Annotated in this window: 17 protein-coding genes; 6 read left to right on the top strand and 11 right to left on the bottom strand. The window is 61.3% G+C overall.

Annotated elements, in window-relative coordinates; genetic code table 11:
• The first annotated feature begins 124 nt into the window (after positions 1–124).
• Positions 125–352, top strand: coding sequence for a DUF2281 domain-containing protein (locus tag VMH22_03570; protein HTW90765.1), 228 nt, complete (start codon positions 125–127; stop codon positions 350–352).
• Positions 325–801 (top strand): PIN domain-containing protein, encoded by a 477-nt coding sequence (locus VMH22_03565; protein HTW90764.1) that lies wholly within the window; start codon positions 325–327, stop codon positions 799–801. The genes VMH22_03570 and VMH22_03565 overlap by 28 nt, the downstream gene beginning before the upstream one ends.
• A 183-nt stretch (positions 802–984) precedes the next feature.
• Here VMH22_03565 and VMH22_03560 read toward each other — a convergent pair whose 3' ends face one another.
• Positions 985–2,424 (bottom strand): hypothetical protein, encoded by a 1,440-nt coding sequence (locus tag VMH22_03560; GenBank protein HTW90763.1) that lies wholly within the window; start codon positions 2,422–2,424, stop codon positions 985–987.
• A 504-nt stretch (positions 2,425–2,928) separates the two neighbouring features.
• Here VMH22_03560 and VMH22_03555 point away from each other — a divergent pair.
• A complete protein-coding gene (locus tag VMH22_03555) occupies positions 2,929–3,156 on the top strand; it encodes a DUF2281 domain-containing protein (GenBank protein ID HTW90762.1) in 228 nt (75 codons plus the stop codon).
• 214 nt (positions 3,157–3,370) lie between these two features.
• Here VMH22_03555 and VMH22_03550 read toward each other — a convergent pair whose 3' ends face one another.
• Both VMH22_03550 and VMH22_03545 read right to left on the bottom strand, forming a co-directional pair.
• Positions 3,371–4,342, bottom strand: a complete 972-nt coding sequence (locus VMH22_03550) for a hypothetical protein (protein HTW90761.1) — start codon at positions 4,340–4,342, stop codon at positions 3,371–3,373.
• A 9-nt stretch (positions 4,343–4,351) separates the two neighbouring features.
• Complete coding sequence (locus VMH22_03545; protein ID HTW90760.1) at positions 4,352–4,981, bottom strand: hypothetical protein; 630 nt, start codon at positions 4,979–4,981, stop codon at positions 4,352–4,354.
• A gap of 301 nt (positions 4,982–5,282) precedes the next feature.
• On the opposite strand from VMH22_03545, the gene VMH22_03540 reads away from it, so the two are divergent.
• Positions 5,283–6,644: an MFS transporter gene (locus tag VMH22_03540; protein ID HTW90759.1), complete on the top strand. Its 1,362-nt coding sequence runs from the start codon at positions 5,283–5,285 to the stop codon at positions 6,642–6,644.
• A gap of 53 nt (positions 6,645–6,697) precedes the next feature.
• On the opposite strand, the gene panC is transcribed toward VMH22_03540, so the two are convergent.
• The 5 genes from panC to VMH22_03515 all read right to left on the bottom strand — a co-directional run bounded on the left by panC (position 6,698) and on the right by VMH22_03515 (position 10,104).
• Positions 6,698–7,540 carry a pantoate--beta-alanine ligase gene (panC, locus tag VMH22_03535; GenBank protein ID HTW90758.1) on the bottom strand — a complete coding sequence of 281 codons (843 nt, stop codon included), beginning with the start codon at positions 7,538–7,540 and terminating at the stop codon, positions 6,698–6,700.
• 75 nt (positions 7,541–7,615) lie between these two features.
• Positions 7,616–8,443 carry a 3-methyl-2-oxobutanoate hydroxymethyltransferase gene (panB, locus tag VMH22_03530; protein ID HTW90757.1) on the bottom strand — a complete coding sequence of 276 codons (828 nt, stop codon included), beginning with the start codon at positions 8,441–8,443 and terminating at the stop codon, positions 7,616–7,618.
• A 100-nt stretch (positions 8,444–8,543) separates the two neighbouring features.
• Complete coding sequence (locus VMH22_03525) at positions 8,544–9,179, bottom strand: deoxynucleoside kinase (protein ID HTW90756.1); 636 nt, start codon at positions 9,177–9,179, stop codon at positions 8,544–8,546.
• A gap of 98 nt (positions 9,180–9,277) precedes the next feature.
• On the bottom strand, positions 9,278–9,748 hold the full coding sequence (gene folK / locus VMH22_03520; protein ID HTW90755.1) for a 2-amino-4-hydroxy-6-hydroxymethyldihydropteridine diphosphokinase: 471 nt from the start codon (positions 9,746–9,748) through the stop codon (positions 9,278–9,280).
• 113 nt (positions 9,749–9,861) lie between these two features.
• Positions 9,862–10,104 carry a cold shock domain-containing protein gene (locus VMH22_03515; GenBank protein ID HTW90754.1) on the bottom strand — a complete coding sequence of 81 codons (243 nt, stop codon included), beginning with the start codon at positions 10,102–10,104 and terminating at the stop codon, positions 9,862–9,864.
• A gap of 137 nt (positions 10,105–10,241) precedes the next feature.
• Between VMH22_03515 and accD the strand changes: the two genes are divergently transcribed.
• Both accD and ugpC read left to right on the top strand, forming a co-directional pair.
• Positions 10,242–11,081 (top strand): acetyl-CoA carboxylase, carboxyltransferase subunit beta, encoded by an 840-nt coding sequence (gene accD, locus VMH22_03510; GenBank protein HTW90753.1) that lies wholly within the window; start codon positions 10,242–10,244, stop codon positions 11,079–11,081.
• A 136-nt stretch (positions 11,082–11,217) separates the two neighbouring features.
• The gene (gene ugpC / locus VMH22_03505) at positions 11,218–12,354 is read left to right on the top strand and encodes a sn-glycerol-3-phosphate ABC transporter ATP-binding protein UgpC (GenBank protein HTW90752.1); all 1,137 of its coding nucleotides are present in this window, start codon (positions 11,218–11,220) and stop codon (positions 12,352–12,354) included.
• Positions 12,355–12,464: 110 nt separating this feature from the next.
• On the opposite strand, the gene VMH22_03500 is transcribed toward ugpC, so the two are convergent.
• The 3 genes from VMH22_03500 to VMH22_03490 form a co-directional block, all read right to left on the bottom strand.
• On the bottom strand, positions 12,465–12,947 hold the full coding sequence (locus tag VMH22_03500) for a hypothetical protein (GenBank protein ID HTW90751.1): 483 nt from the start codon (positions 12,945–12,947) through the stop codon (positions 12,465–12,467).
• Between the two features lie 144 nt (positions 12,948–13,091).
• Positions 13,092–14,501, bottom strand: a complete 1,410-nt coding sequence (locus VMH22_03495; GenBank protein ID HTW90750.1) for an MFS transporter — start codon at positions 14,499–14,501, stop codon at positions 13,092–13,094.
• Between the two features lie 141 nt (positions 14,502–14,642).
• Positions 14,643–15,761 (bottom strand): hypothetical protein, encoded by a 1,119-nt coding sequence (locus VMH22_03490; protein ID HTW90749.1) that lies wholly within the window; start codon positions 15,759–15,761, stop codon positions 14,643–14,645.
• Positions 15,762–15,770 lie beyond the last annotated feature (9 nt).

Here is a 15,770-nt window from a genome sequence, read left to right as displayed (position 1 = left end):
TCCCTTCTGCTTTGTGTCTTTGTGCCTTGGTCGTGAGTTCCTATCCAGGTTCAGGGGTGCGCCCGCGGCCTTGACCCTACGGCGACGAGCGGGTATATTGACTCTGAAAATCGTGAGGTAAGACATGAAGACGCTTGATGAAGTGGTCGAAGTAACAAAGGAACTTCCAGAGGAATTGCAGACAGAGGTCAGAGACTTTGCGCGATTCGTCAGGGATACGCGTCTCCCCCGACCTGCTGGAAAGATGAAGCTCGACTGGCGGGGTGCATTGAGTGACATGCGTGACGAATTCACATCGGTTGAGCTGCAGCACGCGATATCGGCATGGCGGAAGAAACACGCCTGCTCATAGACAGCAGCGTTCTGCTTGAACTCCTCCTGAACCAGGAGCGCGCCGATGAGGTGGCACAATTCTTCGAGCGGACGCCTCACGCCGCACTCTATGTCACGGATTTCGCATTCCATTCGGTCGCTCTAATTCTGGTAAGTCGCAAGCGGGGCGAAGCGCTCGCCCGGTTCGTGAAAGACCTGCTCGTTGTCCGCGGGGTGACATTACTCAGGTTGACCCCCGACGAGGTCGTATCGCTCGCAGTGAGAACAGGGGAGCTGGGGCTGGACTTCGACGATGCCTATCAGTATGTGGCGGCGGAGAAACACGACCTGACCCTGGTCAGCCTCGACGCCGACTTCGACCGGACCAAGCGGGGCAGAATCACGCCGGCGGAAGTGCTTGGTGAACCGCCCGTTGCCCGCGACCGGCCTGCCACGAAGCCTCGCCGCCCGCGCAGACGCGAGCCTTAGCCTCGCTTTCGCGTCCCATCCCGACCACGGTCTGGATTCCGCGGTCCTCGCCCGAATCCGCACCGATGTCTTCGACGCCTCTACCCCAACGCCTGAGGTCCTCCGATTCTCCGCCGCGTAAGGGGCGGGCTTGCGCCCGCCCCTTCCCTGCATTCTGTCTACCGTCTACTGCCTACTTACCGCTCACCTCGTCACCACGACCTTGCGCGTCTTCCCTAGCCCCTCGCCCCCAGTCCCGAGCCCCCCTCTGACAAAGTACACCCCCGGAGCCAGCGCCCGCACGTCATTCGCGCCGGCGTGCAACTGCAGGACCTCCCTGCCGCTGATGTCGAGCAGGGCGCAGGACGCTCCACGCATCACGCTCGACGCCGGAACGCGCAGCACGCCGCACACAACTGACGGGAAGCGGACCGCGGCCCCGGACGTGGTCTCGTGAATGGCTGACGGAGCGGCGATACGATTGTAGAAGATGTCAGTACTGGCGCCCGGGGTCACGCCGTCCCAGATGACCCACGGACAACCAGACGCGTCCAGACAGACTGCTGGGTCACAGTCTTCGAGTGACGAGCCGTTGTCCAGTCGCTGCTCCTCCGACCACGACTGACCGTCGAAGTGAACCGCGTAGAGGCGGAACTCGTCCGAGCCTTCTCCCTGTCTCATGAACACTATCCAGACGTTGTCGCTACTCGAAGCCGCTATGTCAGAATACCACTCGTCATAGTTGACGACAGTGTCCTGCGTGACGCGGACTGAGGGTGTCCAACCTGAGCCGTCGTTTCGTGTGTAGAATACGTCTCGGGCTGGAGCGCCATTGAGGACGCCGGTGTAGTCCACGTGCAGGATGCCGTCGCGGTCTATGGCGATGTGCGGGTCTGTCCAGGCCGCAGCTTTCTCGCGACTGCTGTCATTCAACAGCAGAGGCTCCGACCATTGCGTGCCATCGTAGAAGCTGTAGTAGACGGCAAGATGCTCGGTTTCTGTCCACACCACGTGAGGCCTTCCCATCGAATCGACCGCCATGTCGCACCACCAGTGGTTGTTTCCATTCGGCGGACTGACCTGCATTACCGAGTCCCAGACGCCCTTCACAGCATTCCAGCGGCTGGCGTATACTGAGTATGGCGCAGTACTGCTCGGGCCGCCGTACCAGACAGACCACATCTGATCCCCACCGCAACTGATAACCGGAGCGAACTCTAACAAGGTGGAATCCGGTGGGTTTATTTGGATCTCCGAGCCCCACGTACTGCCGTTCCAGCGGCTGGAGAACATGTCGGACGTGTTGTTCTCGTACCAGTTCCCCAGTCCGATCCATGGCACACCTTCGCGGTCGAAACATATCGAGTGAGGATATGAGTAGGCCAGGTTCGGCGGGTTGGGCACAACTCCTTGCTCCTGGTCCCACTTGCCATCGGTCCACCGAGTCCAGCGAACACAGCTATCAGAAGGCTTCCTCATCCAGCAAACCCAAGGGCGACCGGAGCCGTCACAAGCGATGAACGGGGCGAGTTCGCACGTGTCGCCATCCGGGCGGTTGACCCGGTCCTGTCCGACCCAGGCTGAGCCGAAGACGGCAACGGGCACGAGGATGGCTGCGGTCAGCCACAGCAAGCTTCTGTTCATGTGGTCCTCCAGTCGTGAATCTTGGGCGAAGTCTCCGGCGGGTGCACCCGAATCGGCGCAGTAATCCCCCTCGTGTCTGGCTCGGTCTGAGGTCGGTCAACGACAGCCGTCACGTTGTCCTTCTAAATGCGCCTGATTATGACCCACGACGCCCTTCATGTCAATAACGCGCAGGGCACGCGCCAGCTTGGTCGCGATTTCATGGAGGGGGTAACCTGTCATATTAACTTAGAGCACAGTGGCAATTTGCCACTAGTCAAACGGCACAGGGATCTCGTGCGCAGGCGGAGGGATGGATGAAGGATGAATGCTGGCTCCGGCTTTCCTGATTCAGCCTTTCCGGTTTCATCCTTAATCCTGTTTCATCCCTTCCCGATTCATCCCTTCTGCTTTGTGTCTTCGTGCCTTGGTGGTGAGGTCCTATTTCGGTTCAGGGGTGCGCCCGCGGCCTTGACCCTACGGCGACGAGCGGGTATATTGACTCTGAAGATCGTGAAGTAAGATATGAAGACGCTTGATGAAGTGGTCGAAGTAACAAAGGGACTTCCGGAGGAATTGCAGACAGAGGTCAGGGACTTTGCGCGATTCGTCAGGGATACGCGTGTCCCCCGACCTGCTGGAAAGATGAAGCTCGACTGGCGGGGTGCATTGAGTGACATGCGTGACGAATTCACATCGGTTGAGCTGCAGCACGCGATAGCGGCATGGCGGAAGAAACACGCCTGCTCATAGACAGCAGCGTTCTGCTGGACACCGCCGTCCTCGCCCGAATCCGCACCGAGGTCTTCGACGCCTCGGCACCAACGCCATAGGTCTACCGATACTCCGCCGCGTAAGGGGCGGGCTTTCGCCCGCCCCTCGCGAGAGCTATTGTTCTCATTGTATTCCTTCTGTTACAAGTCTACCCACACTTGTCCTGAAGCTCGCTCTGTCCTGTTCATCTCAACTACTCGCGGAAGATGTAGATGCCGGCGTCGCCGGATGCCGTGTAGACGTAGCCGTTGCCGCCAAGGCAGATGCGTCGGGTGAAGCCGTTCAAGTCGGAACCCTCCTCGGTTGAGATGGAGCTTTCTCCTGGTTTGTTGGTGATGGTGGTAAACTCTACCCTGGTCGAGTCCGCGACGTAGACGGACACTTCCTCTGTACCGTCGGTCGCGGCCGCGCCATAGGCGGAATTGTTGCCTCCGCTTCCTCCACCTCCCCAGACGATCGAGTCGGGAGCCGGCGTGCACTCGAAGTTGGCGCCCGCGTTTCCCTGCAAGGCGACGCAGAATCCGTTGGCCGTTACAATCACGCCCTCGGCACCGCTGTGCTGCCCCAACTGCAGTGTATCGAGGACGAACGAATCGCCGGGCAGGATGCTGAGCATGCGCACGCCCCAGTCGCGCAGGGAAACGAAAAGGCGCGTATCATGTCGGGCCACGCCGGTCGGCTCACCGGCCAACGGGATGTACTTCACGGCGACGCTTGAGGCCAGGTCAAATGCCGTGATGCCATCGGCGGTGGCGGCATACAGCCGAGTGGAGTCAGCAACCAGGCCCGTTACGACCTGGCTCGTGCCGCCGGCGTATTGCCGAGTCCTGTCACCGGTGGGTATGTGGTAGATGACGATGCCGGAATCAGTGCCGACGTACGCGGCTGCGCCGACGGTAATCAGGCATCGGCAGTCGCGGCCCAGATTGGCACGCCACAACTGGCGCGGTTCTTTCGGCTTCGAGATATCGAAGGCGAGCAGGCCACTATCGCTTGTCGCAACCAGCAGCGTGTCATTGCGGGCGAACACGTCCACTGTATTTGAGCTGGTCTGGAATTGTGTGGCCGTCCGTGGCGTGAAGTCGTCGCAGCCGACGGCTATCAGTCCGAGCAAGGCCAGGGCCAGGTATCCGGGTTTCATCTGTATCGTTCCCTTTCTGCTCATCTGAAAATGCTACTTCCCGAGCGCGAAGCGGGCGCCGATGCCTGCGTTGACCAGTCCGATCCCTTCTACCGTTGACCACCCCACCATCCACGCCCCTTCGGGTCCGTAGTCGACGCCATCCCACCAGGTGTTGTTCTCGTACCACTGCGTCTCGGCGAAGAGGTCAATCCTGTCGGTTAGCCTGTACTTGACGCCGAGGCCGCCGCGCCAGTTAGTCACGGCATCGGGGTGAAACTCGTACACGGATGACGACTGCGTGTAGCCGGCTGTCCGCACTCCGACCCAGGCATAGGGTTTCACCCGCCATCGGGTCGGCGGCTCGGCCATCAGGTCCAGGCCCACCATCGGGAACAGGCTGAATCCGATTCCGCCTCTGCCAGATGTGGAGAAGCTCAACTGAGCCAGGTCGATCTTGCCGGTCAGGACTCCCAATACCGGCCCGTATGACGCTTCGATTGCCGGACCGACGGAGAACCGTTCGTATACGACTCGGGCGTCTGGCGCTCCACTGGAATCGTACAAATCCGACCATGATTCGCCGCCGTGCCAGGTGACTTTGGTGCCAATGCGGAATGACGGTCCGGCCAGCGCGATGCCGGCCAAAACCAGACAGACTCCTGCGGTCCTTGCTGCGGTCACTGATACCTCCTATCAGGACTTAGCGGACTCGCCTGAACCGCCAGACTGAACGAATAGGACCCGGTTATCCGGGCGCGGTCAGGGCAGGACGGTGATTGTCTTTGGGGCGATACTCCTGTGGTGCTGCTGTGCAGCTATTCTGGAGGAACCAACCTCGGTCATCGTGACGGATTATAGATTCGACGCCCGGGATGTCAAGGCTCGACGGCGATACGCCGGCCGCTTAGGCGGTCGCGCAGACACCCGGCGGTCCGTGTGCAACCCGCCTTGACTCCAGGCGGTTGGCCGCTACGATGCACCGATGCCTGCCCTGAGCGAGTCCCACGAGTCGAACGGGTCGCGCGGTTTTGCCTCGGTGCTCCGCATTCGTAACTTCGCCCTGCTGACCACGTCCTGCAGCGTGGCCCAACTCGGAGACCGGCTCACGCACATGCTGTTGATTACCGTGATTGCCGCCTCCGAGCCGGGCAAGCTCATGGCCTACTCAGCCGGTTCGCTCGCGTTCGTCCTCCCGACAATTATCATCGCTCCCATCGCTGGCGTGCTCGTAGACCGCTGGGACAAACGGAAGGTTCTGGCGTACGTGCACATCCTTCAGGCAGTGCTGTGGGTGGCGGCAGCCTTTCTCATCATCGCCCTCAAGAGCTTCGCTCCTTTCTGGGTCGCCCTGTTCGTCTTCTTCGGCCTGGACGTGTTCAACAATACCTCGGTCCCGGCTTTGATACCCCGGCTCGTTGCGCCGCGCAAGCTGCTGATGGCCAATTCCGTCAACATGACCCTCTGCCGCATTGCGACTATCATCGGGATGGTAGCGGGAGGTTTCCTCATTAAGTGGGCAGGCTGGAAATACGGCCTGTTCATCAATGCCTCGACTCACCTTATTTCCGGCCTGTTTGTGCTGGCAATCGCCGGGGTGTACGTCGCGCAACGTTCAGCGCCCGGCGCGTCTCGCCGTGGCGGAAGTGGGGACAGTCCCACCGAGCGCGAGGACGCGAGGTACAGCCCCCATTTCCGCAGCCCGTCGGGACTCATTGCTCAGGCATTCAGGCAACTCTACCACGACCTCGGCGAGGTCATCCGCGTTGTCGGCAGGGACAAACTGGTGGCGTTCGTGATGGCCTCGTTCGTGGTCACGATGTTCATCTCTTCAGTCTCCTACACTGTGCTGATTTACATAGTGCAGCAGGTGCTGAAGCTAGGCACTGGCGGGGTCGGTATCTTTGCCGGAGTTCTGGCAGTCGGCATGGTTGGCGGCGGGGCCAGCATCGGCCTCATCCGGCGGAGGATCAACCAGCCGATGGTCGTGGTCGGCGTGGTCTTGCTCTTCGGTCTGCTGTTCCTGGCCAGTCCCTGGCTCATCACCATCTGGTTCATGGTCGTGATTGCACTCGTTGCAGGCGTCGCCTTCTCGTGGCTCGGAGTAGTCCAGAACACGATGCTGCAGGAGGAGGTGCCGGACAGCATCCGCGGCCGGATATTCTCGACCCGCGAATTCATTACCAACGCTACTTTCCTCCTGACCACCGTTCTCGTAGGCGCGCTCGGGGACCTGACGTCCTACCGGATGGTGCTGGTGGCGTTCGGCGCGGTGCTCAGCGTGCTGGCGGTGGTGGGGTGGGTTTTCGTGCGGGGGATGCAGGAACAGGCTAAGGCTAAGGTCTAGGTTAAGACCGGCAACGCGCGCTTCCGGTTCTCAACCTCGACCTCAACCTTGGGTCAGCCCCGGACGATGACGTTGTCGATGAGCCGGGTCTTGTCGAAGAAAACAGCCAGGGCCACGAGCACTTCTCCATCGATGGTCCTGACCTGCCTCAACTCGTCGGTATCGACAATTTCGACGTAGTCAATCCGGCCATCTGACTCACGCTTTATCAGCCGGCGCATGGCGGCCTTAACCTTCGCAGCCTCGCGCTCGCCCTGCTCGATCATGTGTCGGGCCAGCACCAGCGACCGGTGCAGCGCCGGCGCTTCGGCCCGCTGCACAGGCGTCAGGTAGACGTTGCGGGAACTCATCGCCAGCCCGTCGCTTTCGCGTGCGGTCGGCAGGATTTCGATGCGCGTCTGGAACCCGAGGTCCCGGGTCATCCGACGGATGACGAACGCCTGCTGCGCATCCTTGGCTCCGAACACGGCAACGTCCGGAAGAACGGTATTGAACAGCTTCGTCACGACCGTCGTCACGCCCCGGAAGTGGCCCGGCCGCGACTTGCCGCACAGGCCCTCGCCCAGCCGCTCGACTTCGACAAAGGTGGCGAAACCGTCCGGGTACATCTCCTCAACACCCGGACAGAAGATGAAGTCGGCCCCTGCCGACTGGAGCAGTCTGCGGTCGCGACCGAAGTCACGCGGGTAGCGGCGGTAATCTTCCTTCGGCCCGAATTGCATCGGGTTCACGAATATCGACACCACGACGAAGTCCGACTGCCGGCGCGCCGCCCGCACCAGCCGCAGGTGACCTTCGTGCAGATAGCCCATGGTGGGGACTAACCCGATACGGCCCCGCCGCTTCAGGTCCCGGGCGATACGCTGCATCGCCGCCACAGACTTCACGACCCTCATCGGCATTTCCGATTTACAATTGACGATTTGCGATTAGGGAATCCGGGGCAATCTACACTCGACAATCGTCATTCGTCACTTCTCGATGTGGAAGGTATGTTCTTCGCCCGGGAACTTGCCGGAGCGGATATCCTCGGCGTAGGCCGCCACTGCCTTACGGATTTCACCCGCAAGTTGTGCATACTGCTTCACGAACTTCAGCGGCGGCGTATCGAACATCCCGAGCATGTCGTGCAGCACGAGGACCTGGCCGTCGCAATTCGGCCCCGCGCCGATGCCGATGGTTGGAATCCTGAGTTCTTTGGTCACTCTGCCTGCGACCTCGGCCGGTATCTTTTCCAGCACAATCGCGAAACATCCGGCTTCCTCAAGCGCGCGGGCATCGGCCAGCAGCCGCTCCTGGTCAACGGCCTTACGCGCCTGCAGTCGGTAGCCGCCAAGCCTGTGGACCGACTGCGGGGTGAGGCCGAGATGGCCCATGACCGGAATTCCGAGCTCGACCAGACGCTTGATGGCCGGCACGACCGGGCCTGCGCCCTCGACCTTGACCGCTTCGGCCCCGGCCTTGAGCAATCGGCCGGCATTGGCTACGGCCTCCTCGATCGAGACTTGATAGGAGAGAAACGGCATGTCTGATACGACGAGCGCACGTTTGACCCCGGCTGTTACCGCGCGGGTATGATACACCATCTCGTCCATACCGATGGTCAGCGTCGTGGGCATCCCGTAAATGACGTTAGCCGCCGAATCACCGACCAGTATGAGGTCGACCCCGGCCTGGTCGAGAATCAGCGCGCTGGGGTAGTCATACGCGGTCAGGCAGACGATACGCTCGGCCTTCGCCTTCTTGCGCACTATCCGGACCGTGGTCAGCTTGTCAGGTTGGATGGGGGCCGTGTACATCAGAGAACCTGACCCTGGACCGTGGACTCTTGACTCCGGACTCTGGACTTCTGCATTCTAGCCTCTAGCTTCTGGCTTCTGACTTGGCTTGTCATCCGCGTTATCGACCCTTGCCCCTCGGCGAGTAGAACCGCCGGCCGGTCGTCGTATCCTCAATCGCCCGGAACAGATCCTCGAAGTCCTCGCGGTTGGCCACGAAGTCGAGGCGCTCCGTGTTGACGATGAGAACCGGCGCGGCGTCGTAGTGCATGAAGTAGTGGTTGTAGGCATCGGCCAACTCCTCAAGGTACTGCGGGTCAATTGCGGCCTCGAATTCCCGCGCCCGCTGTTTGATACGGGCGAGCAGCACCTCGACCCGCGCCTGCAGATAGACGACGATACTGGGCTTTGGTATCTCCCCGGCCATGAACTTGTAGATGCTGTCGTACAACGCCAGCTCGTGCTCGCTCAGGTTCAGGTGGGCGAATATCTTGTCCTTGTCAAACAGGTAATCGCAGACCACGTTTTCATCAAAGAGGTCGGGCTGGGCGAGTTCACGCTGTTGCTTGTGGCGCGCGACCAGGAAGAACAGCTGAGTCTGTAGCGCGTAGTTGCGCATGTCGCCGTAGAACTTGTCGAGGAACGGGTTCTCCTCCACCGCTTCCTTCACGAGCTTGGCGTCCAGCCGCTGGGCCAGGCGCTCGGCCAGTGCGGTCTTGCCCACGCCAACCGGCCCCTCGACGCAGATGTATCTCATGAGTCAGGAAGCGGACTTCACCACAAAGACACCAAGACACCAAGGGGAATCCGGTCCGGACTTTGTGCCTTTGTGTCTTGGTGGTTGATTCCGGTCCCTCACGCTGCCTTTACTCCCGCGCTGCCGACCTCGGCCAGCATCTCGGCGACGGTCCTGCCCAGCACCGGGTGGACGAGATTCGGAGCCAGTTCGGCCAGCGGAACGAGTACGAACGCCCTTTGGTGGAGCCGAGGATGCGGTATTTCAAGTCCCGGCCGGCTGACGACTCGCCCGGCATAGATGAGGATGTCGATATCGATGGTCCTCGACCCGGCACGCCGGAGCGGGTCACGTCCGAGCTGACGCTCGATGTCTCTGGTCTGCCGGAGCAGGTCGTCGGGTTCGAGGTCGGTATCCAGCCGGACCACGCCGTTCAGGAACGCAAGCGCGCCGGGCAGCCCGACCGCCGCGGTCTCATACCAGCGCGACCGCCTCACCTCTCCCAGCGAAGCCAGCGCCGCGACCGCCCGGTCCAGAGTCCCGGCCCGGTCGCCGAGATTCGACCCGAGCCCGAGGAACACTTCACACATTATCTAAGACTAGACAACCCCTTTCGCCTGTCAAACGCTGCATCCCGGTCAGTTCTTCGTGCCTCGCTGTTCCTGGCTCCCGAAACTCTGAACTCTGGATTCTGGACTCTGAACTATCCAATTCCCCCGACACGCCTGACCTGCGTGGCCTGCCGGCCGTATGGAGCCTCGACCACCTCGAACTGGACTTTGTCGCCCGGTTCCAGCGGCCGGACGACGGCAGTGCCACCCGGCAGAGCAGTCCCCCCGTCCGCAGCCAGACAACAGAAGTGGACGTAGACATCGCCCGAGCGGTCATCGGGCTCGATGAATCCGTAGCCTTTCTCCGACTCGAACCACCGGACTCTTCCGGTCATATACTTGCGTTCCTGGAGCTTTCAGCTTTCAAGCTTGATGTACCAATCTATGCCAACCAGCGCCTATGTCAAGGTGCTCAAGGTCTGCCGCATGGCCCGTGTTCTTGACTCACCGGCGTACGCTTCTATACTAGCCCATGCCCACGCCTGCACGACCGGTCGGCCAGTCGCAGACGCCGGACGGTATGTGGTTCCGCTGCAAGAGCTGCGGTGAAATCCTGTACCGCAAGACCCTCGAATCCAACTTCTTCGTCTGTACCCGTTGCGGCTATCACTTCCGCATCGACCCGGAGAAGTATGTCCAGGTCCTGCTCGATGACGGCCGGCTCGAAGAACTAGACGCCGACCTGTCTCCGGCCGACCCGCTGGAGTTTGCCGACTACGAGAAACAAATCAAGAAGTCGCAGGAGAGAACCGGACGCAAGGAAGGGCTCGTCTATGGCCGCGGCAACCTCGGCGGAATCGGGGTCGTCCTGGCCGTGATGGACTTCAACTTCATCGGCGGCAGCATGGGCTCGGTCGTGGGCGAGAAGATCGCCCGCGCCATACGGCTGGCACGCTCCGAACGCCGGCCCCTGCTCATCATCGCCACGTCCGGTGGCGCGCGCATGCAGGAAGGCACGTTCTCCCTGATGCAGATGGCCAAGACCTCGGCGGAGCTCGGGCTCCTGCGCAGGGAACGGGTGCCGTACATCGCCATCCCGGTTGACCCGTGCACCGGCGGCGTCACGGCCTCGTTCGCCATGCTCGGAGATGTCATCGTGTCCGAACCCGGAGCCCTCATCGGCTTCGCTGGGAGGCGCACCATCGAGGGCACCATCGGCGAGAAGCTGCCCGAAGGCTTCCAGACCGCCGAGTTCTGCCTGAAACACGGCACGCTCGATGCGGTCGTGCCGCGGCGCGACCTGCGTGAGACCCTGATACGCATACTGTCGATTCTCTGGCGACAAGCGCCGGAGAATCGTAGTGTCCAGTGACCAGTTACCAGTGACCAGGCAAACCCCAAGGGCCCAATGCCCAATTCAGGTATTAGTCATTTCCTCATTGATTAGGAATTGGCAATTGGGAATTGGTCATTACTGCCCTGAACACCGCCTGTAGCCGACCGCGCCGATGAGCAGAGTCGGCTTCAAAGACCTCACCAAGTTGTATGACAAGGGCGTTGTCGCAGTCGACCACGTCACGTTCGAGGTCGCTGACAAGGAGTTCTTCGTGTTGGTTGGCCCGTCCGGGTGCGGCAAATCCACTACCCTTCGCCTCGTCGCTGGGCTTGAGGAACCGACCTCAGGCGAAATCTACATCGGCGACCGGATGGTCAACGACGTCGAGCCGCGTGACCGCGACATCGCCATGGTCTTCCAGAACTACGCCCTGTACCCGCACATGTCGGTGCAGGAGAACATGGCTTTTGCGCTCAAGCTTCGCAAGGTGCCGAAGGAGGAAATCCGCACGCGGGTCGACGAGGCGGCGCGGATTCTCGGCATCACCGACCTGCTCTCCCGCAAGCCCGCGGCCCTGTCCGGCGGCCAGCGTCAGCGCGTAGCACTGGGCCGGGCAATCGTGCGCCACCCCAAGGTTTTCCTGTTCGACGAGCCGCTATCCAACCTCGACGCCAAGCTTCGGGTGGGCATGCGCACCGAACTCGCCCGCATCCACCGTCAACTCGAAACCACGGTCTTCTACGTAACCCACGACCAGGTCGAGGCGATGACACTGGGCCAGCGCATCGGTGTAATGAAGGATGGCCGACTCCTCCAGGTCGCCGACTCAATGACGCTGTACAACCGGCCGGTGAACAAGTTCGTTGCCGGCTTCATTGGTTCACCGCCGATGAACTTCCTGTTCGGCCGGATCGACGACCAGACCCCGCTTAGCTTCTCCCACAACTCGTTTCGCCTCGAACTTGGCCCTACGCTCACCGATCGCTTGGCCCCGGCGAGAGGCAAGCCGGTTGTGCTTGGTGTCAGACCCGAAGGACTCGTGCTCGGAGAAGTGGGGACTGCGCAGGGACATGACCGGAATCCGGTTGAGGATTCCGGATCGTGTCCCAAGCCGGTGCTGAATGCCGTGGTCGACGTGGTTGAGCAGATGGGTAACGAGGTTATTGTCTACCTTAAGGCCGGCGAGAACTCGCTCATCGCCCGCGTTCCGCCACAGGACGCGCCGCGCCCCGGCGATTCTGTGACGGTCGGCTTCACGCCCGACCACCTTCACCTCTTCGACGCGCAGACTGAGCTTACCATAGTCTGATTCCGTCGGGTATCGGGCGGGAATCTCACCACCAAGACACCAATCGCACCGGACATCAATTCGACATTCGGGCTTGATCCGACCTTCGGACTTCGAGCTTCCCCGAGTCCCTACTGGACTCGGGGCAGTCCTTCCGGCCAGCGATTGAACACAAACAGGAAGGTGACGAAAGAACCGAACAGGGTCATCAGGAACTGCAGGAACGGCGATATGAAGACCATCAACACCAACCAGCCGATGAGGCTCGCCTTCGGCTCATAGAGGAGCATCGGCAGACCCATGTTGCCCGGGTCGATGACCGGGTTGAACATCAGCGGCACGAGCCGGCCCCACATGACGGCTTCTATTACGACAGTCACGAGAGAGGTGAGCAGAGCATAGCGCAGGCTGCGCTTCATCGCGCCGACGTGCCCCGGGACGAAGTGCCACGCCCGCACTGCCCCGAACCATCCGACTGAGAACCCAAGCAGGATACAGAAAAGCGGCACTCCCATGCCCAATCCAGCACACAGCAAGTCCATGACCGCGTAGGCGATGAACGCCCCAATCCAATTCTGGCCGAACGTCCTGGCCGGGTCGTATCGGAAACGCATGCGGGAGTTTACCACAAAGACACCAAGACACAAAGCGAAGACGTAATGGGACAAGAGTTAAGGGACTGGTCCGGTCGTTCTGACTTCCAGTTCCTGCACTCTAGCTTCTGTGATCTAGCTTCTAGCATCTAGCCTCGCCTGCCCTTACGCCTTCGTCCCTCCTCCTTCATCCTCTTGCTTCATGTTCAGCTTCCCGCGGGCCAGCGACGCGAACACTCCCCCGAGACAGAGCAGGGCAAACACGACGAACGCGACCCTCATCGCCGGGAGCAGTCCGACATAGTTAGCCGGCGTAATCTGTACCCGGCCGACGAACAATGCAAGCAAGAGCATCGCGATGCCCATGGAGAACATCTGGCCGACCATGCGCATGGTCGCGAGCGTACCCGCAGCAATACCGTAGCTGCGACGTTCGACGCTGCCCATGATCGCGCTCGTGTTCGGCGACGAGAAGAGCCCGAACCCCGCACCGAGCAGGACCTGACCCGCCACTATCAGGACGAACGGCGTCCAGTTGCCCAGAAACACGAATGCAACCAGTCCGCCGACCGTAAAGCCCATCCCGACGGAAGCAACGACGCGCGGCTCAACCTTGTCCGAGAGCCGACCCGCGAGCGGTGACACTGCGGCCTGCACTGCGGGGCCGGCGACCAGCACAAGCCCGGTGGCACCCGCGTCAAGCCCGCGCGCGTACTGCAGATACAGGCTCAGCAGGAAACTCACTGCGTAGGTTGCGCTGTAGTTCACCAGCGCCGCGACGTAGGACAGCGCGAACACCTGATTCGCGCTGAACAAGCTGATGTCGAGCACCGGGCATGAGCTGCGGCGTTCGAGCAGGGCGAATCCAACCAGACCCGCCAGTCCGACGACGACCAGCACGCCACCGGAGAATGCGGGGAGCAGCGTGAACCCGTACATCAGGCAGAACAACGCAACCGCATACAGCGCCGTGCCGATGATGTCGAATCGCTCTCCCCTTACCCCGAACCACTCACCTTCCAGCTTCCACGTGACCAGCACGACCACCGCGACGCCCAAAGGCACGCAAGCCCAGAATATCGAGCGCCAGCCGAGCGCCTGGGTCATTACGCCGCCGAGCGTCGGCCCGAGCGAGAGGCCGAGATAGACCATGGCCGCGTTGATGCCGAGCGCGTGGCCGCGCATCTGCGGCGGGTACACCGAGGTGAGAATCGCGGTCCCGGTGCCGAACATCATTGCGCCGCCGAGGCCCTGCACAACCCGCGCGGCGATCAGATTCTGGGCGGAACCGGACAAGGCGGATGCAATCGACCCCAGCGTGAACACTACCACGCCCCATGTAAACACGCGCTTGCGTCCGCGCATGTCCGCCAGCCGACCCAGCGGCACGAGGCCGATTGCGGCCGCGACCAGGTACGATGTGGCGACCCAGCCCAACACAATCGCGTTCATCCTGAACTCCCCGCCGATACGCGGCAAGGCCACGTTCACCGACGAGCTCATGAACGGCGTCAGGAACGCAGCCATGGTGGTCGTAACCAGCGCGTACCTGCGGTTGGCGACTTCCGAGTTCAAGGCTCATATCCTACGGGCACGAAAGGGCTGGGACAACAAAACCCGCGGTCCATTTGCCGCGCGGAGTAAGACGAGCTTTTGTCGGCGCGGCCTCGCGGGGTGTCCGTCCCACCGCATGCAGACCCGGCCAGATTGTGAGGACTAGAGCGGCTTCTGGTAGATGCGGAAGCGCTTGGCTATCTGGCCGCCGACGCGCTCCATCTCGGCCCGCATCTTGAGGTTGTTCTCCAGTTCGTGGTGGCTGTCCATCGTCTCGAACCCGGCTGCGATTGCCGAACGCAGCATCGCCGCTCCGAGCAGGACGTCAATCCCGCGGCCACGGCATTCCTCATGGATAGCGCCGAGGAAAAGGTCGAGCTGTTTCGTCTTCTTCATCGCGGCCATGATCTGCAGGATGCCGAACGGGAAGAGTTGGCCTTTGCATTGGCGGAGTCCCTTGTTCATGTTGGGCATACCGATGACGAAGCCGACGACTCTCCCCTCCTGTGTCACGACTTTGACGAACCGGGGGTCGATGACCGGGAGATACTGCTTGACCAGCGCATCTATCTCGGACTGGTTCAGCGGCACGTAACCGTAGATGTTCTGGTACGTGGCGTTCATCAGGCCGAACACGTTGGCAATGTACGGCTTCAGTTCCTTCCTCTTCGCGAACTCGACCAGCCGGAGGTCGTCCTGCCGCATGACGCGGGTGCTGATCTTCTCATAGAAATCCGGCAGCTTGTCCGGAACCCTGATGACATAGTCGACGTAGTCAACCTCTTTGGTGTAGCCCGCCGCCTCCGTGAACCGAACCATATACGGGAAGTTGTGAAGAGAGGCGAGCGTCGGCTCGTGGTCGAAGCCTTCAAAGAGAAAGCCCTGCGGGTCCTGGTCGGAGAAACCCATGGGCCCGACCATCTTCTTCATGCCGAGCCGGCGCGCCCAGCCCTCGACGTACGTAATCAGGGCATTGAAGACATCTTGTTCTTCATAGCACTCGATGAATCCGAACCGCGCCGTGCTTTCTTTCCGCAGCTCGTTGTGCCGACGGTTGACGATGCCCATGACGCGGCCCACGACCTTGCCGTCGCGTCGTGCCAGCGCCAGCACGGTGTCGGCGTGCTGGAACGCCCGGTTCTTCTTCGGATCGAAGAATCTCCAGTCGTCCATGTAGATAGGCGGAATCCAGAGCGGGTTCGTGCGGTTGACTTTGGCCGGGAGATAGATGAAATCACGCAGCTCCCGGCGCGAGCGGATTTCAGCGACTTCGAGCGGCATCAGGCGCGG

Source organism: bacterium (assembly GCA_035505375.1).
Lineage (GTDB): Bacteria > Hydrothermota > Tepidihabitantia > Tepidihabitantales > Tepidihabitantaceae > UBA2258.
The sequence above is the reverse complement of the archived record's forward strand: the minus strand, read 5'-3'. Positions and strand labels throughout refer to the sequence as shown.